Annotated in this window: 14 protein-coding genes and 1 pseudogene; 8 read left to right on the top strand and 7 right to left on the bottom strand. The window is 63.0% G+C overall.

The features are described from left to right. Positions 1-16: 16 nt before the first annotated feature. The 5 genes from yidC to ACQCSU_RS11175 all read left to right on the top strand — a co-directional run bounded on the left by yidC (position 17) and on the right by ACQCSU_RS11175 (position 4,692). Positions 17-997 carry a membrane protein insertase YidC gene (gene yidC / locus ACQCSU_RS11195; protein WP_426975324.1) on the top strand — a complete coding sequence of 327 codons (981 nt, stop codon included), beginning with the start codon at positions 17-19 and terminating at the stop codon, positions 995-997. Beyond that, positions 997-1,575, top strand: a complete 579-nt coding sequence (locus ACQCSU_RS11190; RefSeq protein ID WP_426975323.1) for a protein jag — start codon at positions 997-999, stop codon at positions 1,573-1,575. The genes yidC and ACQCSU_RS11190 overlap by 1 nt, the downstream gene beginning before the upstream one ends. A gap of 17 nt (positions 1,576-1,592) precedes the next feature. Continuing rightward, the gene (gene rsmG / locus ACQCSU_RS11185; RefSeq protein ID WP_426975322.1) at positions 1,593-2,243 is read left to right on the top strand and encodes a 16S rRNA (guanine(527)-N(7))-methyltransferase RsmG; all 651 of its coding nucleotides are present in this window, start codon (positions 1,593-1,595) and stop codon (positions 2,241-2,243) included. Between the two features lie 86 nt (positions 2,244-2,329). Continuing rightward, a complete protein-coding gene (locus ACQCSU_RS11180) occupies positions 2,330-3,397 on the top strand; it encodes a ParA family protein (protein ID WP_426975321.1) in 1,068 nt (355 codons plus the stop codon). A gap of 68 nt (positions 3,398-3,465) precedes the next feature. Further along, a complete protein-coding gene (locus ACQCSU_RS11175) occupies positions 3,466-4,692 on the top strand; it encodes a ParB/RepB/Spo0J family partition protein (RefSeq protein ID WP_426975320.1) in 1,227 nt (408 codons plus the stop codon). A gap of 985 nt (positions 4,693-5,677) precedes the next feature. Here the strand turns inward: ACQCSU_RS11175 and ACQCSU_RS11170 are convergent. Continuing rightward, positions 5,678-5,773, bottom strand: a complete 96-nt coding sequence (locus tag ACQCSU_RS11170; protein WP_426979764.1) for a transposase — start codon at positions 5,771-5,773, stop codon at positions 5,678-5,680. Between the two features lie 8 nt (positions 5,774-5,781). Then, positions 5,782-6,441 carry a transposase gene (locus ACQCSU_RS11165; protein WP_426975319.1) on the bottom strand — a complete coding sequence of 220 codons (660 nt, stop codon included), beginning with the start codon at positions 6,439-6,441 and terminating at the stop codon, positions 5,782-5,784. 2,732 nt (positions 6,442-9,173) lie between these two features. Between ACQCSU_RS11165 and ACQCSU_RS11160 the strand changes: the two are divergent. Next, positions 9,174-10,103, top strand: a pseudogene (locus tag ACQCSU_RS11160) (IS982 family transposase). Between the two features lie 860 nt (positions 10,104-10,963). On the opposite strand, the gene trxA reads toward ACQCSU_RS11160, so the two are convergent. The 5 genes from trxA to ACQCSU_RS11135 form a co-directional block, all read right to left on the bottom strand. Continuing rightward, on the bottom strand, positions 10,964-11,290 hold the full coding sequence (gene trxA, locus ACQCSU_RS11155; protein WP_426975318.1) for a thioredoxin: 327 nt from the start codon (positions 11,288-11,290) through the stop codon (positions 10,964-10,966). Positions 11,291-11,327: 37 nt separating this feature from the next. Further along, positions 11,328-12,284 carry a thioredoxin-disulfide reductase gene (gene trxB, locus ACQCSU_RS11150; protein ID WP_426975317.1) on the bottom strand — a complete coding sequence of 319 codons (957 nt, stop codon included), beginning with the start codon at positions 12,282-12,284 and terminating at the stop codon, positions 11,328-11,330. A 178-nt stretch (positions 12,285-12,462) separates the two neighbouring features. Further along, positions 12,463-14,073 (bottom strand): ABC transporter substrate-binding protein, encoded by a 1,611-nt coding sequence (locus ACQCSU_RS11145; RefSeq protein ID WP_426975316.1) that lies wholly within the window; start codon positions 14,071-14,073, stop codon positions 12,463-12,465. A 171-nt stretch (positions 14,074-14,244) separates the two neighbouring features. Continuing rightward, on the bottom strand, positions 14,245-16,332 hold the full coding sequence (gene murJ, locus ACQCSU_RS11140; protein ID WP_426975315.1) for a murein biosynthesis integral membrane protein MurJ: 2,088 nt from the start codon (positions 16,330-16,332) through the stop codon (positions 14,245-14,247). 63 nt (positions 16,333-16,395) lie between these two features. Further along, on the bottom strand, positions 16,396-16,896 hold the full coding sequence (locus tag ACQCSU_RS11135) for an NUDIX hydrolase (RefSeq protein WP_426975314.1): 501 nt from the start codon (positions 16,894-16,896) through the stop codon (positions 16,396-16,398). A gap of 232 nt (positions 16,897-17,128) precedes the next feature. Between ACQCSU_RS11135 and ACQCSU_RS11130 the strand changes: the two genes are divergently transcribed. Beyond that, complete coding sequence (locus ACQCSU_RS11130) at positions 17,129-18,625, top strand: CCA tRNA nucleotidyltransferase (RefSeq protein WP_426975313.1); 1,497 nt, start codon at positions 17,129-17,131, stop codon at positions 18,623-18,625. After that, a complete protein-coding gene (locus tag ACQCSU_RS11125) occupies positions 18,626-19,210 on the top strand; it encodes a histidine phosphatase family protein (RefSeq protein ID WP_426975312.1) in 585 nt (194 codons plus the stop codon). It begins immediately after the preceding gene. Positions 19,211-19,855 lie beyond the last annotated feature (645 nt).

The following is a 19,855-nucleotide window of genomic DNA, read 5'->3' as shown; positions in this document are numbered from 1 at the left end:
CGAATAGGGATATCGTATGGACTTCTTTGAAACAATCATGTTTCCGTTCAAGTGGCTTGTGTCCGCCATCATGGTGGTCTTCCACGATGGCCTGAGCGCCATCGGCATGCCGGCGGCCAACGGCTGGACGTGGACGCTGTCCATCATCGGGCTGGTGCTGGTGATCCGCGCCGCCCTGATTCCCGTGTTCGTCAAGCAGATCAAGGCCCAGCGCGGCATGCAGCTGCTGCAGCCGGACCTGAAGAAGCTGCAGGACAAGTACAAGGGCAAGACCGACCAGCTGTCCCGCCAGGCCATGGCGCAGGAACAGATGGCCATGTACAAGAAGCACGGCACCAACCCGTTCTCGGCCTGCCTTCCCATGCTGATCCAGATGCCGTTCTTCTTCGCACTGTTCCAGGTCCTTTCCGGGATTACCACGGCGGCCGTCGGCGGGAAGAGCATCGGCGCGATGAGCCACGAGCAGGTGGTGCAGTTCGACGTGTCGAGCATCTTCGGCGCTCCGCTGTCCGCCACCCTGCTTCACGGCACGCCTCCCGGCGGCAATGTGGTGGCCGTATGGACCCTCTCGATCGTGATGATCCTGGCCATGACGGCCTCACAGTTCATCACGCAGAAGCAGATCATGGCCAAGAACATGTCCGAAGAGGCCATGGCCAGCCCGTTCATGAAGCAGCAGAAGATGATGCTCTACATCCTGCCGATCGTCTTCGGTGTGGGTGGCATCAACTTCCCCATCGGTGTCCTCATCTACTGGACCACCACCAACCTCTGGACCATGGCGCAGCAGTTCTTCGTGATCCGCCGCATGCCGACGCCGGGTTCCCCCGCAGCCAAGGCCCTGGCCGAGCGCCGTGCCGCCAAGGGCCTGCCGGCGCTGCCCCTGATGGGTGCGAAGAAGGCTGACGCGGCGGCAGCGGAGGCCGCTGCCGCCGCGGTCATCGAGGCCAAGGCCCAGCGTGTCCAGCCGCAACGTAAAAACAGGAAGAGGAAGTAATGTCCGCCGAGAGCACCGAACACGCTATTTCCGCCGAGGGTATCGAGGACCAGGACGAGTCCCAGCAGGAAATCCTGGACTCCGAGGGGAACCCGGAGAAAGGCGTTTCCGCCAGCCGTCTGGAAGAAGAAGGCGACGTTGCAGCGGACTACCTCGAGGAACTGCTGGACATCGCCGACATCGACGGCGACATTGACATTGAGGTCCGCAACGGCCGTACCTATATCTCGATCGTCGCCGAGGAAGAATCGGCGGGTCTGGAGAACCTGGTGGGTCGGGATGGTGAAGTCCTCGAAGCCCTTCAGGAACTGACCCGGCTGGCCGTCCTGTCGGCGACGGAGAACCGCTCGCGCCTGGTGCTGGACATCAACGGTTACCGCTCTGAGCGTGCCGGCGAACTGCAGAAGATCGCAGAGGACGCCGTCGCATCTGTCAAGGAGTCCGGAGAGGCCGTGGCCTTGGCACCGATGAGCGCCTACGAGCGCAAGATCGTGCACGACGCCGTCGCTGACCTTGGACTTGTCAGTGAGTCCGAAGGCGAAGGTGCCGACCGGCACATCGTCGTTTCCGCAGACTGAATCCGCCGGATAGCTTGATGGTTGAAATTACCGCGGACGAACTCAAGGCCGCACAGTCCATCTTCGGTGACCGTCTGGACCTGGCGAAGCGCTATGTGGAACACCTGGCCACTTCCGGCACTGAGCGCGGCTTGATCGGGCCGCGCGAAGTGCCGCGGCTGTGGAGCCGGCACGTGCTGAACTGTGCTGTTATCGAGAGCCAGATTGCCCAGGGCGCCCACGTGGCCGACGTAGGAAGTGGGGCAGGACTGCCCGGCCTGTGCCTGGCGATTGCCCGGCCGGACCTCGAACTGACCCTGATCGAGCCGCTTGAGCGGCGCGTCATCTGGCTTCAGGAAGTCGTCGATGACCTGGGCCTGGAAAATGTCACGATCATGCGCACCCGGGCGGAACTCGCCGTGGGCATGGTGGATGCCGACGTCGTCACGGCCCGCGCCGTTTCCGCGCTGAGCAATCTCGCAGGACTGACCATTCCGCTGCTGGCCGGCAAGGGCGAAGTCGTCGCCATCAAGGGACGCAGCGCCGGCGAGGAAATTGAGAAGGCCGCCAAGGTGATCCGTAAACTTGGCGGTACCCAGACTTCAGTGGTGGTGGTGGGTGAGGACGTCCTCGAGGAACCCACAACCGTCGTCCGAATCGTTGTGAATAAGCCTCAAAAGATTGCCTAGCATCAGCCCGGTGCCCTGAGAGTTCAAGGCGAAGAGGTTAGGCTAGTACCCGGCAGCAAAAGCCGAATGAGAGTGAGTGTGTCACAGTGACAAGTAGCGAAGCCTCCACGCAGCGGATCCCCCCGTTTGTGTCTCTGGGGTCCGCACGGTCCTTTGTTGCGCCCACGGCCGCTCGTGTTTTCTCCGGAAATCACATGGCTTCGGTTGCCATGAACGCTGGGATGGCGAGCGTTTCACGTGAAACCGCTGTTTCCTCCAGCGGCAACCTGCTGGACTCCATCGATGATTCCAGTCCGATCGCCCGCGAACTCGCGCACGAAAACAGGCGCCGCGAACGCCTGCTGGGCCGCGAACTGCCGAAACCGGAGAAGACCAGAATCTTCACCGTCTCGAACCAGAAGGGCGGCGTGGGCAAGACGACCACCACGGTCAACATTGCAGCCGCCCTGGCCGCTGCAGGCCTGAATGTGCTCGTGATCGACATCGATCCGCAGGGAAATGCCTCGACAGCCCTTGGCATAGAACACCACGCCGACGTCGACAGCATCTACGACGTGCTGATCAATGATCTCCCGCTGCAGGATGTTGTGGCTCCGTGCCCGGATATCGCCAATTTGATCTGTGCCCCGGCCACAATCCACCTGGCTGGCGCCGAAATCGAACTGGTCAGCCTCGTGGCCCGTGAGCAGCGGCTTCGCCGCGCCATCGACGTTTACGCCAAGGCGCGCGCCAAGAACGGCGAGGAACGCCTCGACTACATCTTCATCGACTGCCCGCCGAGCCTGGGACTGCTGACGGTCAACGCGTTCTGTGCAGCCAACGAGGTGCTCATCCCGATTCAGTGTGAGTACTACGCGCTGGAAGGTCTCAGTCAGCTCCTGAAGAACATCGAAATGATCCAGAAGCACCTGAACGCGGACCTCGTTGTTTCCACTATCCTTCTGACCATGTACGACGGCCGCACAAATCTCGCCGCCCAGGTGGCCGCCGAAGTGCGCGAGCACTTTCCGGAACAGGTCCTCGGAGCCGTTGTCCCCCGCTCCGTGCGCATCTCTGAAGCACCCAGCTACCAGCAGACAGTGATGACGTATGATCCGTCGTCGAGTGGCGCGCTATCGTATCTGGAAGCCGCGGCGGAAATCGCTGAACGTTAGAATTTGTTCAAGAATTGCACTAACTAGAGCCCGGCGACGCCCGGCTCTTCCAATGGAGGGATGTAGCCATGAGCGATAAGCGACGCGGCCTTGGCCGTGGACTTGGGGCACTCATTCCAAGTTCCGCCTCGGTTAACGGTTCCGGAAACGGTTCAGCGCCGTCCCGTCCTGTGGATCTGTTCTTCCCTGAAGCCCGGAAGCGGAATGCTGCTCCGGAGGCAGTTGCAGCCGAAGAGAATGATGCCGACATCGCGGTGGAAGACGCCGCAGCGTCCCGAATCCTGCCCTCGGCGTCGGCAGCTGGGTCCGAAGGCGAAACATCCGCCTCGACTGGTGACGTCCCGGCCAAGAAGGCGCCGGCACGTGCCGCCGGGAAGACTGCGCCCAAGGTTGCCGCCGAGGGTTCTGCCGCTGAAGCTTCTGGCGCTCTCGATGGATACGACGCTGGCTCGGACTCCGGCGTTGAGCTGGTCGAAGTACCTGGCGTCCGCTTCGCTGAAATTCCGGTCACCGACATCCACCCCAACCGCAAACAGCCTCGTTCTGTCTTCGATGAGGACGACATGGCGGAGCTTGTTCACTCTGTGCGGGAAATTGGCGTCCTACAGCCAATTGTGGTCCGTACTTCAACCGAAAAGGGTGGTGAGCCCTACGAACTGGTCATGGGCGAACGCCGCTGGAGGGCAGTACAGGCCGCGGGACTTGAAACCATCCCCGCAATTGTCCGCGACACCACCGACGATGACCTGCTTCGTGACGCTCTGCTGGAGAACCTCCACCGCAGCCAGCTGAACCCCCTCGAAGAAGCGGCCGCCTACCAGCAGCTCCTGGAAGACTTTGGCACTACCCATGAGCAGTTGGCGGACCGCATCGGTCGTTCACGTCCGCAGGTGTCTAACACGCTCCGGTTGCTGAAGCTTCCGCCGCTTGTCCAGCGTCGCGTGGCGGCAAGTGTTATCTCTGCAGGCCACGCCCGGGCCCTGCTGGCACTCCCCGACGCGGCTGCGATGGAGCGCCTGGCGCAGAAGATCGTGTCCGAGGGTATGTCGGTCCGAGCCACTGAAGAGGCCGTGACGCTGTACCAGAGTCCCGCAGCCAACGCGAAGAACAACATCCCCCGTCCGGGGGCCCGGCACGAGCGCCTGGACTATCTGGCTTCGTCCTTATCGGACCGCCTCGACACCAATGTCAAGATCTCCTTGGGTGCACGAAAAGGCCGTGTCAGCATCGAATTCGCCAGTGTTGAGGACCTTAACCGGATCATGGACGTCCTGACTCCGGGGGCATCCAGCTAGTCTGGAATCTTCTTCACCGTTCCAAAGGGACCATGTTTCACGTGAAACATGGTCCCTTTGTCGTAGGCGGCGCATGCAGCCGTCGGGTTGGGTAGCAGCTGTTCCCACGCTCGGTTGAGGATGCGGGCTTTCCCTTCGTTGACCCGGCCAGGGCGGGTTAGCGGTAGCAGGGGGAAAACTTTCGAGGGCCGATACTCCCTGACGATAGTGGATCAGTTCTCTCTGACACCCCGAGTCGGAGGTATGCACTCAGACGGTGGCTGCGGAAGCAAGGATCCGATGAAGCGGCCAGCTGGCCCGCCGGAGACTCAGGCGACATGCAGGACGGGGCACAGTTTCACGTGAAACAAGACCGCGCGCGGTGGTCTTTTGGCAGTAGTACCCCATGCCGGAGCAGGTTTCGAGCGCGCGGACGGCGACGGCGGTCCGATCGGAAATGTGCTGCCCGATTCTGTAGCCCCGCGTCTGCCCTGACTCTTTGGGCGGTGAGAACGCGACGGTTGAAGTGGAGGGCCACGATCTGAATGCCCAAATGTAGGCTTTTGCAGGTTGGACATGAGTCGCCCCCAGGGCGGTGCGATGTTAACTGTGTCATAGACCCTGGGGAGGCGGGGAACAGAATCGTTGCCTTGGCCCATAGGTTGTTTCGCTCGCCAACGTGTGGCCGTTGAAACATGCTCCCATGTTTCACGTGAAACAGAGGTGGTGGCCGCCCGCTGCCCGTCGGCTTGCCCGCCCGCGGTTGAATCGCGTCGTCGGCCGTAGGTGGGGCTCCCCGAGGGCCCAGGACGCAAATGATCGACCCGGGGTGTTGTCGGCGCCGCCAGGCGAGCACCGCGACCACGGGGGTACCTGAGCCGTGCGTCGCCGAGCATCGCGGCGACCTTCGGATGGAATGTGGTCAGCATCCGGTCGACCTCGTCGAACTGGGTGTTCACGTGCCCGGCATCGGGCTGGACGAAGAGGGTGCGGGTGATCGAGGCGATCATGTGTTTGGATCCTTCGGCACGAACGAGAGCGCGTTGCGGATGAAATCAACCCGGCAGGGCTGCCAGGCCGCGCACTGGAATACCGTCCCGATGGACTTCTTCAGCCCGGTGGGGCATCGGAGATGACACGCTGCACGTCGGCTGGCCGGCGGTTCTTCAGCGACCGCAGGAACGCGGTCCAGAACGTTTCATTCTGGCTGTCGCCGACGTCGAAGCCCAGGACTTCCCGACGTCCGTCGGCGGCGACGCCGAACGTGACTACGATCGCCTGGGACACGACGTGGTGCCCGTCGAGGGCCCTGCAGCGGGCGGCGTTCAAGAACACATAGGGGTACTCCATGGCCGAGATGTCACGGTCCCGGAGCGCGCCGACTTCGTGGTCCAGATCCTGGCAAATCCCGAAAATTTCGGTTTTGGTGATCCCGGTTTCGGCTCCGGGCGCCTTCACCAGATCGTCGACTTTGCGAGTGGGAGACCCCGTGCAGGTAAGCCTCCAACACGACCGAGTGGAGAGGGCCTGGACCACGCGGCGGCGCCGTTCCAACAGGGCCATGAAGCACGATCCGTTTCTCAGCTTCGGGCTCTTCAGATGCAGATCGCCCGCGGCGGTATTCAGCGTCCTTGGCCGGCTGCCGTTGCGATGAGCGGTGCGATCCCCCGCTCCGCTCGAACGGGGCGGCGCCGATGAACGCGGTCGCCTCCCCTTCGATGAGCTGCTGGTTCGGCGTTTCGGTCGCGGCACGGATCCGGTCGGAGCCATCGGTGAGCTTTAGTTGGCCAAGCAGGCCAAGCAGGTCATGCAGGGCAGACTGGTCTAGAGCCATCGTATGTTTGTGTCTTCCTGGGAGTGATTTTGACCGGCACTCACTGACCATCGCACGATGGCTCACTACGTTGCCCATGCAAACGCGCAACCGCGGAGTACTACACCACCCCACGGGACGAAACCCGTGGAGTCAGCGGTGCGTAGTTTTGGAGATCATTGTGGGGACAGGACATGAGCGCCGTGGTGCGATGCCAACAATGAAGGAAACGGATTGTCATGCAGTGACGGAGCGAGTAGCTATTGTGGGCGCGCTGCGGCCCAGATCTGTGGGCCGGTGCTAGCTGGTGCCAGAGCTGGTGGGCGTAACCGCTCCCCCGATGGAGGGCGTGCAGCCAGTGGGATGACTCGCCGAGACCGGCTATGGAAACAGACTTCTGGCCCCCATCGGATCGAGTCTGCTAGGCCGACCGTAGCTGTGAGATGAGTATCTGCTCAGGGGTTCGACCTCCTTTCGGACAGACCATCGGAATGGCATGTGGATACAATGACTTCCTAGCGCACTGCTCCGGCTTCCGAGACTGTCGCCGCCGCCCAGCTCCTAAGTCGACGTCGAGTCGGCGGTGTCTGGCGGCCGCCCTGAACGCTTGAGAAGCGGGCTCCCCCGGACCGCATTCTTGCCGCGTCACTGAGTGAGTGTTTCCCCGATCGGCTCGGCACCATGAAACGCGAAGGAATATGCAGGCGACTTTCGAAGCTGCGGACCTATTATCAACAGGCTCGTAGCGGTGGATATCGCGGTGGATATTCCTGTGGATAACCTTGTGGATTAGCCGGGACGAAAGCGAAAGGTCAGTGGTACCCGCTGACCACCAGTCGCAGCAGGCCCTTGCCATTCTCAGGTCTGCCGTTCTGGCCCTCCGCTGTTTCACGTGAAACATTCTCAGCGTTTGCCAGAGACGAGTCAGTGCACACCCGGGCGCGCCAACAAAATCCCTAGAAACCGGTTAATTTTGGAGCAATCTGACGCTCTCTGGTGGGTCAACTAGCAAGGGAATTCGTCAGTTTCTGACGCAGGTGCCAACCTGGCACGATCCGCCGAATGGCCGTCACCCACCCTGCTGCCAGCGACTCTCCCACGAGGAGTGTAGCCGGCCATGCTTTGAGCTGTGAGCAATCACTCATAGCCTGTGGATAACAGTGTGTATAACTTCTGTGGAAAACTCGCCGGCGGCCGAGATATCAGTCACGGTGAAGACGTAGTCTTCCGCTCCGGCTGTGCTGATGCCTGGCAATGGAAACCCTCCTTTCGGGCTTCCCCGGTGCAGGCGCTAAGGCCGTGTTGTCCCAGTAGTCGCTTTCTTCATCGTCCGCTACCAGACCACCGTCTGTCGTCTCGTGGTGAGTTGCAGTGGAAAAACCATCGTCCCACGTAGTGATCCCTGCTCTGCCCTCTCCGTGACCAGGTCTGGAAGCTTGCCTCCTGCTGGACTAACTACTCATCTGGAGCAAGAAAGTGGGACTGGTGGAGCAAGAAAGTGGGACTGTCATCCTCACCTCTGCAGAGCCCGATCAGGGCCTGCGGGAGAGCATGCCGCGGAGATATTTCTGCGGAGCCGGCCATGGTCCGGTTCTCAGATCCCACTTTTGGCTTAACTGTTCCTCCCGGCAAGGTGACGCGGACGGTTTCGACCCAACGCTACTGTGACGCCGCGACTGGCAGGAGTCGCCGTGGGCGAACGGGGCCGTGGCCCCACGGTCCTTGTGCGTATTGTGCGTACTGGGCTTGCGGTGCGGACGGACATTCTGCCAACAGGTCTCTGGCCCCTGTTGGGAGCTTTGCACCGGCGACGTGTGTTCCGCGGGTTCCCAGGCGTGTTCGGAAACTGGGGTCAATGGAACCGTTCCGCCGTTCACGGATCCCGCCGGCCCAACCCTGTGCACGCTGCATCGGACTGCAGGTTTCAGTGTCTCCCGAATTGGGCGGGCGGTGGTCCAACGGCGTTCCTGGTGATGCCTGTGGTCGCCTCCGGTAGGCGCAGGCAGCGTCTGGCGGTCCGTCAGTGTCCGCAATCAGACGGTGGGGGCAAATCACTAGCAGCAGGATGTTGGGTTCGAGCCCGGGCCGCGGCAGGAAGGATTCGCCGCGGTATTGGGCCGGAATCAAATCCCTGCATTACCGTTGCGCTGCCGGTGCCAGACGCCGCGTCCGCTACATGTTTCACGTGAAACCGCCTGGGGCAGTTTCTGGTGTTCAGTGTGACTCCCGTGCGGATCCGCACCGCGGTGCCTCCCGGTTCCTTTCACTCGTCCGGCCGGTGCGTGTCCTGCAGGCCATGCGGAAGGTAGGTGCTTGGGGAATATTGGAGGGATGAAAAGAGGGAGATTGCTCGCCCCTGGTACTGGTGATGACCCTCGATGGTGGAGTCTGCTGCATTCCCCTGTGGAGTCCTGTTGGTCACCTGCGAAGTTGAGATCGGAATATCCGCACTGATGTCGATGGCACGTATGTCTCCATCGGCGTGGTCCCTCGGATAATCTGGGAGTGCCATATCAGTTATGCCTCCTCGGGTTCCCAGGGTGCGTTGCTCGTCAACGTGGCTGCTGAAGTAGCCCTTCCGCGGCCCTGTTCTACAGACGTCCTGTCCCCCGGGTGTCGGCGTGATGTTTCACGTGAAACAGGACAGGACGTCGCGCATAGCTAAATAGCGGGAATAGATGAGGCTCGCGTGGACGCCGATCTGCACAGCCTTGTTACTGCATTTGTATGTGCAAGCCGATGATCTGCTATAGGCATATCCGGAACGCGTCCCGGCCCGGCCCCGGGGTCGGCATCAGTCCGCGGATCACCGATGCCGAAGTGATCACGTTGGCGCTGATACAGGCGCTGCTCGGCTTTACCAGCGAGGCCCGCTGGCTGCGCCATGCCCGCAAGAGCCTGCACACCATGTTCCCGTATCTGCCCGGCCAGGCCGGATACAACAAGCGGCTGCGCCGGCGGCGCCGACCATGAACTGGCTCATCGGTATCCTCGTCCAACAAGGCGATATCGGCAGCGACGATGTGCGGGTCGTGGATTCGACCCCGGTCGAATGCGCCCGGTCCAAGGAAACGGTCCGCCGCTCAGACCTGGCCGGGTGGGCCGAATACGGGTACTGCGCCTCGCATTCACGGTATTTCTGGGCCCTGAGCCTGCGCCTGCACCTGGTCTGCACCCTGCAGGGGCTGCCAATCGGGTATGCCCTGACCGGGGCCAAGGCTGACGAACGCCAGACGTTCCTGGACATCCTCGCCGGGACCCCGGCGATGGCCAGGGTCCGTGCCGACGGGCACCGCAGATCCTTATCGGTGACAAGAACTACTACGGTGCCGGGTTCGAGGAGACGGTGGACCAGCCCGGGATCGAGCTGCTGCGCCCTGGCCGCAAGGGCGAAAAACCCCGGGCAGGATCACGGTTCTTCAAACCCCTGCGGCAGGTCATCGAATCGATCAACGATACCCTCAAAGTCCAGCTGGACCTCGAACATCACTTCGGACGCACCCTTGCGGGCGTCACGGTCCGGATCGTTCAACGCTTGCTGGCCATGACCGCCGCGATCTGGCACAACGACCACACAGGACAGTCCGTCCGCCGCTCACTGACCGCCTACGACCACTGACTGCCCTTGGAGTTATTCATCTGGTGGAAACCGAACCTGGGATTTTCCGGCTTTCATCATTGCTCCTGTGTCTTGTATTCAACGGTTCCTGTCCCAGTCCTGAGCTGCTTCAATGTTTCACGTGAAACGTTTCCCGGCAATGGTTGGGCGGAGCTCTTTGTGGCCGCTTTCGTTTGGAAACGGTGTTGCCACGGTGCAGCAACGGCAAGACTGATTCTTGTCAGTCCTCGGCGTTACGGCGACTAGGAAAGCGATCTGTCACCGTCCTACCTGGCGGAGGTGCCTTTCGAGGCATGTCCTTCGACTCTGCGTCCGGGTGGTCTCCCGGGAGAAATCGAGAGGTCCGCAGGATTTGTAACGCATGTTTCACGTGAAACCCGCGTATGTTCGAGCCGCAAGGCTGACATGAGAAGGGGCAAATCCGTCGCGGCCGGGTCCGGCCGACGGCTGCTGCCGATGAATCACGTCAAACCTACACATTGGGCCCAGCCGTGGGTTCGCCGCTGAACCAGGGCCCCGCACACCCGGTCTGGGGGCTGGCGCTAGCCTTCGATGTTTCACGTGAAACAGAGGTCTTTGCAAAGGGCAGGCGGCATGAGTGTGCACTCTCCCCTCCCCGGGGTCAAGGGAAACCCTGAGGCAAGCACGGAGCATCCGCGGAATTACCCGTCGTCTTTCAACCTAGATTAGCTGCAGAAATTCTCTCCCGCGGGACCCGCGGCACCCACGGGCCCCCCGAGACCCCATACGCCTACGCGCTGGCTCTTAACCGGGAATCCGGGTGCACAGAAAACGGAGGCCCCACTTCCAGGAAGTGGGGCCTCCGAGGCTTACCGTGATCGCTCACGGAGCCGACTGAACTAGGACAGAACGTCCGCGAATTCCTTTTCGAAAAACTGCTTGGGCCGGGCACCGATGACAGTGCTCTTGACCTCGCCGCCCTGGAACAGGTAGACCGCCGGGATGGACGTGATGCCGTACTCCGCAGCAATGCCCGGGTTGTCGTCCACATTGACCTTGACGACATTTACCTTTTCGCTGTACTCAACGGAGATCTCGTCGAGGATTGGTCCCAGCTTGCGGCAGGGTCCGCACCATTCGGCCCAGAAATCCACAATGACGGGCTTGTCAGCAGCCAGTACATCAGTGCTGAAGCTGGCGTCTGTGACGTCTTTTGCGTTGCTCATAACCTTGTCTCTCTCTTCGGTTGGCTTCTGCGCGCGTTTAGGCGTGGAAATCGGCGAGATAATGTTCGACGTCGAGGGCGGCCACACAGCCCGAGCCCGACGCCGTGATGGCCTGGCGGTAGGTGGGATCAATGACGTCGCCGGCGGCAAAGACGCCTTTGAGGCTGGTCTTCGAGGTACGTCCCTCGACGGCAATGGTTCCCTCGGGGGTGAGGTCCAGCTTGCCCTTGACGAGGTCTGTACGGGGATCGTTGCCGATCGCCACGAAGGCGCCCGTAACGGCCAGTTCAGTTTCCGAGCCGTCCACGAGGTTCCTCAACCGCAGCCCGGTGACTTTGTCCTGGCCGAGGACGTCTTCCACTCCGGTGTTCCAGACGAAAGTGATTTTCTCGTGGGCCAGTGCACGGTCGGCCATGATCTTGGAAGCCCGGAGGGTATCCCGGCGGTGCACCACGGTGACGGACTTCGCGAACTTCGTGAGGAACAGTGCCTCTTCCATTGCGGAGTCGCCGCCACCGATCACGGCAATGTCCTGATTCTTGAAAAAGAAACCGTCGCAGGTTGCACACCAGCTGACGCCGTGGCCTGAAAGGCGCTTCTCATTCGGCAACCCCAGCTCGCGGTAGGCAGAACCAGTGGAAAGGATGATGGACCGGGACTGGAAGGTCTCCCCCGTTCCGATGGTCACGGTCTTGATGTCGCCGTCGAGGTCCAGTTCGGTGACGTCTTCGAACTGGATTTCCGTGCCGAATCGGGCAGCCTGTTTCTCGAAGTTTTCCATCAGGTCCGGGCCCATGATGCCGTCGGGGAATCCCGGGTAGTTCTCTACGTCGGTCGTGTTCATGAGTTCGCCGCCGGCGGTCACCGAACCTGCCAGCATCAGCGGCTTGAGGTTGGCGCGCGCCGTGTACACCGCGGCGGTGTAGCCCGCGGGTCCCGAGCCGACGATGATGACATCACGTACTTCGGACGCGGTGTTTTCTGCGTTGCTCACTGAACGGTGAACCTCTTCCTTTGTCGATGCGCCCGCCTGGGTGGCCGGCCACATGGCACAACTACTACTTGGTGCTGAATATTCCGATGGAACCGGGCATCACAGCAGGTCGCCACCATTCAGGGTACCGTCCCGGTAGTGAAGGCCAGGTGGCGTGCCGGCCGGATTACGGGCTGAGCTACTGGACCTTGATCTCGGCCAGGCGCAGACCAAAACCGTAGCGGGTCTTGGGTGCCGCCAGCTTGGGAAGCGTCTTGATGGACACGATCACATACTGTGCGGTGACTGTCTCCTGCAGGCGGATGGTGAGGTCCGGCGACGTGAAGCTGTTACTGCCGACCTGCTTGGCTCCGTCCAAGGAAGGGCGGTCGTTGGTGAACACGCTAATGTTTCCGCCGGAGGCTCCCAATTGGCTCAATGTTACCGAGGAAACCTCGGACGGCCCCTTGAGCTTGACTGCCAGCGGGACCTCACTGGCAAGACCGCCCCAGTCGTCCGTGGCGAACTCCATGTCGGACCAGAAGCTGGCGCCATTTCCGTCAAAGGTCTTGGACAGATCCGCATCGTACGTTCCTGCGAAGTCGAAGTTGCCGATCCGGGTGACGCCTTCGATTGCCGGCGTCCCGCCCGCGGGCGCAGAACTGGTGCTCGACGAAGGCTTTCCGGAACTTGCGGCCGGAGTGCTCGCCGAGGAGCTGCCACCCGCGGCGGGCGGCGGGCTGCTCTTAAAGAGGCTTCCAAGGTTTGTCACGGCAAAGATCAGTCCGACCACCAGGACGGCGGCCAGCAGGCCACCTACGAGCCAGCGCATGGAACGGGGTTCGCGACGCGGCCCTTCATCCTCTGCGTAGTAGTCCTCATCAGGCTCGGCGTCGGTGTTCCGCGCCGCGGCGGGAAAAGTGCGCGGAGTGCGGTCCTTCTCCGGTGGAAGCTGGCCGGCCCCGGCAGCAGTCGCAGCGGCGGCGGGGTGAACCTGCTGGGAGGCGTGATCTTGTTCAGCCGGACCGGCGTAGCCGTAATCGTCCTCCGACCACAGGGACACCTTGGGATGCTCGGCAGGAGACGCCGGCGTTGAGTCAGTTTGACCGGCCGGTACGCCCGGCTGCATTGTGGTCGGCTGAGCGGCGCCCGCCTCCTGAACGGGCTGGGGTGCCGTCGTGTGCGGGGTCGCCTCCTGCGGCGCGGTCTTCGGGGACGGCGGGGCACCGGCGGCAGCGCCCGCCGCCATCCCGGCAGCGGCGGCGGGGGCTGGACCGGCGGCCGGGCCCGACACCGGCAGCGACGGCCCGCGGGGGGCCCGAACCGGCGCGGACACCGGTTCAGCGGCAGCCGGCGGCTGCTTTTGTCCGTAGTCGATGTACCCGGCGTCTACTTCCTCGTCGTCGTAGAGTCCGTCGTACGTTTCGGGTTCCTGGGAGCGGGCCTGTCCAAAGATCTCACTGCCCAGCGTGTCCGTGAAGAACGGTTCGACGTAGGGAGGGTTGGAGGAGACCACAAGATCCAGCAAATCGGCCGCAGAGGTGTGGCTGGTGATCAAGTACGTCGTGTGCGCGCTGACGCCCAAATCGAGGATCTGAACGTGGCCGGGCCGCTCACCTGTGGCCACTTCGCGGGCGCTCCGGGCCACCTGGTCGGCGTTGTCCGGGCCGGCTACAAGGATGCTCACGGCACGATTCAGCACCTGGTCGACACCGTCCAGCACCAGATCCTGGTCATGCGAGGCCAGCACGGTGGCGGTGACCTTGTAGCGGCCACCGAGTACTGATCCGACATCGATCGGGTGGGACACGGGCTCCTCCTAGACTGTCCGGGAACTGCCGGCCTGACCACTTCATCAGTGACCGCAAGTCCCCCGGTAAAGCCGGTTGACCCCTGGTCTGCAACTCCCCTTGTTAGTCTTCGATCCTAGCCGATCGCGTGTCCACGCCGCGGAGCACGGCGCTGTGACACCGTCCCGACCTTATTTTTTCTTCTTGCGCCCGAAGGGGAAATACGGATTGTGGCCGGGCGGGCCCTGGTACGTCCGGCGGCCGGGCAGCGGGACGTCGCCCCGGCCAAGGCCGCCCTCGGCCGAACTGGGCAGCTCTTCGGCGGGCAGGTAGCCGCCTTCCGGTCCGGCGGGCCAGCCGCGTCGTTCCTCGGGTTCCCGGATATCGGGTCCGGCACGGAAGGACGCGGCGTCGAATTCACCCGAAATCCTGGGAATCAGGCCCGTGTCCACCGACACGGTGGCGCGTTCCGGCCGGGGGCGCGCGGGTCCCGAACCCTCCGCAGCCCCGCCCCCCACGCCGGTGTCACGGCGCTCGGAGACGTCCGGCTCAGGGTTTGGCCCCCGGCGGAGCCGGCCGAGCAGCGGCTGCAGCAGATCCCGAAGCTCGGTCACGCGGAAGAGCTTCAGCAGGAAGAGGTAAACGGCCAGCATGATGGGACCGACGACGACGATCGTCACCAGCGCGGCGGGGCGGCTGCTCCATGCGAAACCGTCCGGGCTGTAGCTGCCCAGCAGCCACAGCGCCACGGCCGCGGTGAGGGCCGAACCCAAGGCCGCGTAGCCCATGCGGATGTAAGAGTTCGCGATCCGCGGACCGTCCAGATGGCCCAGGAGCCGGCGCAGGAAGACTGCACTGACAATGACGGACAGAATGTTGCCGCCGGTGTAGAGCATGGCGATGGCGAAGATGATCTGGTCGAACGGCAGGAACTGGATCAGGAAGGCGGCGACCACGTTGACGAGCGCGAGCACCAGCTGGATGAAGAACGGCGTCCGGGCGTCCTCGCTGGCGTAGAAGACCCGGGACATCATGAAGTTGGCACTCATGAACGGCGTGCTCAGCGCCAGGATCGTGAGCGTCTGGGCCAGCATGACGCCGTCTTGTTGTTCGCCGCCGGAGAAGAACATGCCCAGCGGGCCGGCGAGGGCGAACAGTGCCAGTGCCCCGAAAACCGTGGCCACGGCCATGGTCCTCAGACCGTGCGAAAGCGCATTCCGCAGTTCGCTGTGGTTCCTGTCCTGGGACGCCCGGGTCATCCGGTTGAACAGGACGGTGGCCAGGGAAAGCGCAATGATCGAGTGCGGCAGCAGGTACAGCTGGCTGGCCACCTCGAGCACGGCGTTACCCGGCAGCGTGTCCGCTGCGGGGTCACCGGCGTGTTCCAGGCGCAGGCGTTCGGCGCCAGGGATAGTGGCGATGCGCATGACGTACAGGAAGGCGAGCTGCCCGACGCCGGCAGTCGCCAGCGTCCAGACGCTGAGGCGTGCCGCCTGGCCCAGTCCCACTCCGCGCCAGCCGAAGCGCGGCCGCAGGCCGAGCCGGAGCCGGAACACCGGAATCATCAGGATGGCCGTCTGCGCGATCACGCCGATCGTGGAGAACCCGGCCACCAGGAAGGTTTGGAAAGAGCCCCAGTTGTCGAGGGTGTGTGGGTTTGTCACATTGGCGCCCATGATGCCGATGAACATGCCGAGTCCGGCGATCGCCACGATATTGTTCAGGATCGGAGCCCACATGGCGGGACCGAACGCGCCGTTGGCGTTGAGGATCTGGGTCAGCAGGGCGTACAGGCCGTAGAAGAAGATCTGCGGAAGGCACCAGAAGGCGAACGTTACGGCCAGCGACTTCTGCTCCGGGGAGTAACCCTGCGTGGTCAGTTCAATGACCCAGGGCGCCAGGAGGGTCACCAGGAGGGTGAGTGTGAGCAGCACCAGGACGGCGAGGGTCAGAAGCCGGCTGATGTAGTCCGCTCCCCGGTCCGGCGCCCTGCTGGCCTTGATGATCTGGGGAACCAGGACCGCATTGAAGACGCCGCCTGCCACCAGCAGGAAGATCAGGTTCGGCAGGTTGTTGGCATTGATGAAGGTGTCGTTGACGGTGGAGCCAAGACCAAGCGCGGCGCCCAGCAGCCAGGTCTTGCCGAACCCCAGGAATCGCGAGACGAGGGTTCCCGCGGCCATGATGGCGCTGGAACGGGCCTCTCCGGGCTGGACAGCTTTAGAATCGGTGGGGCCGGAGGGCGAGGGAGTGGGTTCGGCTGATGACATCGTCTTCATCGTCTCACCCGGGCATGGCTTTGTGCGCTATCCGAGCCCGATCCCAGCCTCTTCCGCGCGCCCTCAGCGGTGTTCCGGGAGGACTTCCTTGGCGAGATCCGCGATGCGGCGCTCGTTCGGGAAGGAGAGCTTGCGTGCCAGCTCCTGGATGGGAACCCAGGCGACGTCCACGGCTTCCTTGTCCGGATCGTTTTCGATCGTGAGCTCCCCGCCCGTGGCCTGCAAGAGGTAGTGGTGGACGGTCTTGTGGACCCGGTGCCCGCTGACGGTAAACCAGTAGTCGATGCTTCCCAGCGGTGCGAGGATCTTGCCCTCGATCCCGGTCTCCTCCGCGATCTCCCGCACGGCGGCTTCCTCATTGCTTTCCTGGCCTTCCGGGTGGCCCTTCGGCAGGCACCATTCCAGCCGGCCGCCCCGGTTGAGGCGCGCGATGATCGCAACCCGCAGTTCGGCGTCGGACGTGTCCACGACGACGCCACCGGCGGAGATTTCCTCCACGGTAGGCAGGGAGGCGTGTCCCGAGTGCTGGACAGGCGCGACATTGGCACCGATTGCCGATGGCAACGGTGCGTTTGTCCTCCTGCCGGGAGCGCTAGGTACGGGATGGGCCATGAAGTCCACTCTAACGACTCTTGTCCGCTGTTGATGACCTCAACATGACGGGAAAGTGGACGGCCGGGAAAGTAGATTGCCGCCCCGCCCAGGGGATTACCGTTAAGCGCGGGACCTCGGGACAGTTTCGATGTGGTGCCGGCGCGGTTTTCCAGCGGGCTTGAGAAACTATGCTTAAGAAACTATGGCGCACGCACATCACAAGACTGACACGCACACTGTTGATTTCCAGGTGGACCCGGTGGTTCTGGAGCTTGGACAGCGGTTCGTCGACGCCGGCCACGAACTATCCCTCGTGGGCGGGCCGGTGCGTGATCTGTTCCTGGGCCGCGTCTCACCCGATCTGGACTTCACCACGGACGCCACCCCGGACCAGACCGTCGCATTGATCAAGAAGTGGGCAGATAACTTCTGGGAGATCGGGCGGGCGTTCGGCACCATCGGGATGCGCAAGGCCGGTTTCCAGATTGAGATCACCACCTACCGCGCCGAAGCCTACGATCCCGACTCACGCAAGCCGATGGTGGCCTTCGGGCATTCACTGACCGACGACTTGCTGCGCCGGGACTTCACGATCAACGCCATGGCCCTGCGCTTGCCGGCGCTGGAGCTGGTCGACCCGTTCGGGGGCGTCCGTGATCTTCATGCCTCAGTCCTCACCACTCCGGGAACCCCGGAAACCTCGTTCTCCGACGACCCGCTGCGCATGATGCGCGCCGCCCGGTTCGCAGCCCAGCTGGGCGTGACGGTCCACGAGGACGTCCGCGCGGCCATGACCCGGATGGCCGAACGGATCACCATGATCTCCGCCGAACGCGTGCGGGAGGAACTGGTCAAGCTCATTTGCGCCGCCCATCCCCGGGCCGGGATTGATCTGCTGGTCGACACCGGGCTGGCTGAGTTCGTATTACCGGAGGTCTCGGCCCTCCGCCTGGAGTCGGATGAGCACCACCGTCACAAGGACGTCTACCAGCATTCGCTCCAGGTCCTGGAGCAGGCTGCCGCGCTGGAGACAGGTGCCGACGGCCCCGTTCCCGGCCCCGATTTTGTGCTGCGGTTCGCTGCCCTGATGCACGACGTCGGAAAGCCGGCCACGCGCCGCTTCGAGCCTGGCGGCGCAGTGAGCTTCCGGCACCACGACATGGTGGGCTCCAAGCTGACGTCAAAACGCATGAAGGCGCTCCGCTTCGACAACGACACGATCAAGGCGGCGGCACGCCTCGTGGAGCTGCACATGCGGTTCTATGGCTACGGCGACGCCGGCTGGAGCGACTCCGCCGTCCGCCGCTACGTCACCGACGCGGGGCCGCTCCTGGAGCGGCTGCACCGGCTCACCCGCTCCGACGTGACAACCCGCAACCAGCGCAAGGCGGAGCGGCTATCCTTCGCTTATGACGACCTGGAAGCCAGGATTGCAGCCCTGCGGGAGCAGGAATCCCTTGAGGCGGTCCGCCCCGACTTGGACGGCGGACAGATCATGGCGCTGCTGGGGCTCAAGCCGGGCCCCGTCGTGGGCCGCGCCTACAAGTACCTGCTCGAAGAACGGATGGAATACGGCCCGCTGGATGCCGAAGTCGCCGAGGCCAAACTGCGCGAGTGGTGGGCTGCGCAGCCGGAGTCTGCTCCAGAAGAGGCCGGAACCGGATCCGCCGTCGAACTGTCCACTACTGAGGAGTCCTAAGTGATTGCACCTACCAACGGCCCCCGTCCGCAGCTGTGGATCCTGCGGCACGGCGAAACCGAGTGGTCAAAGAGCGGGCAGTACACGGGCCTCACGGACCTTCCCCTCACCGTGGAAGGCGAGCAGCAGGCGGTCGAGGCGCGCAAGGTGCTCGACGCCGTCGACTTTGACCTCGTGCTGACCTCGCCGCTCCGGCGGGCGCGCCGGACGGCGGAACTGGCGGGCTACCCGAACGCCCAGCTGGAGCCGCTCGCCGTAGAGTGGGACTACGGCGAGTACGAAGGCATCAGCTCTGACCTCATCCGCAAGGACAACCCGGAGTACTTGATCTGGACCCACGGCGTACCGAACGGTGAATCACTCGACGACGTGGCAGCCCGGGCGGACAAGATTGTGGCGCGGGTGCTGGAATCCGGCCTGGACAATGTGCTGATCGTGGCCCACGGCCACTTCTCCCGGATACTGACGGCCCGGTGGCTTGGACTCGATCCCCGCGAAGGGCGGCACTTCGTGCTGGGCACGGCGAAAGTCTGCACCCTGGGCTGGGATAAGAAGACACCCGCAGTGGTCCGTTGGGGCCTATAGATACGTTTTAGAAAAGAACTTCAGGAAAGTTTATGAATTCAGTGGTCAACTGCTGCATTCATGGTGTATTTTTATTTTGACCCCAGGGCGATTTGCCGGGGTCACGGCGCGCGTCGCCCGGCCATTCAGCCGGAGCCACGGCAGGACAGAAAAGGAGGTTGGGAAAATGATTACTTTGACTAGCGGATGGATGTATTCCGTCACCGCCACCCCGGCCTCCAGTGCTGATCCGCGCCCGAATTTCGGCCTGACTGTCTCCTGACCCCTCCGCTCGCGGCCTAGTGTCCCTGACCTAGCACCCAGCGGAGACAGAGGACTCCCGTTCCTCGGAAGCCCTCTGATAGCCGGCTGACCAGGCGGAACCACGCGGTTGCGCAGCATCCCCATAGTTCGGAACCGAGCTTCCTGTTGGGGGCTGTGGCGCTCTTGCGTTCAGGGGGCCATTCGTCGCTTTGCGAAATCAAACAATTGCCCCGGGCATTTCCATGCGTTATGAGGCCTTTTCATCCCCAATTTACCGGGGCCTTAATTGACATGCCAAATTTCTTTCCATCTCCACGGCAAACACACGAAAGGTTCACCGTGACTATCGCCAGCACACCTGTCCGGCCCCGCAGCACTGACCGCCGCAACCCCAGGCATGGA

This window comes from Pseudarthrobacter sp. O4, assembly GCF_050157025.1.
Taxonomy (GTDB): Bacteria; Actinomycetota; Actinomycetes; order Actinomycetales; family Micrococcaceae; genus Arthrobacter.
The sequence above is the reverse complement of the archived record's forward strand: the minus strand, read 5'-3'. Positions and strand labels throughout refer to the sequence as shown.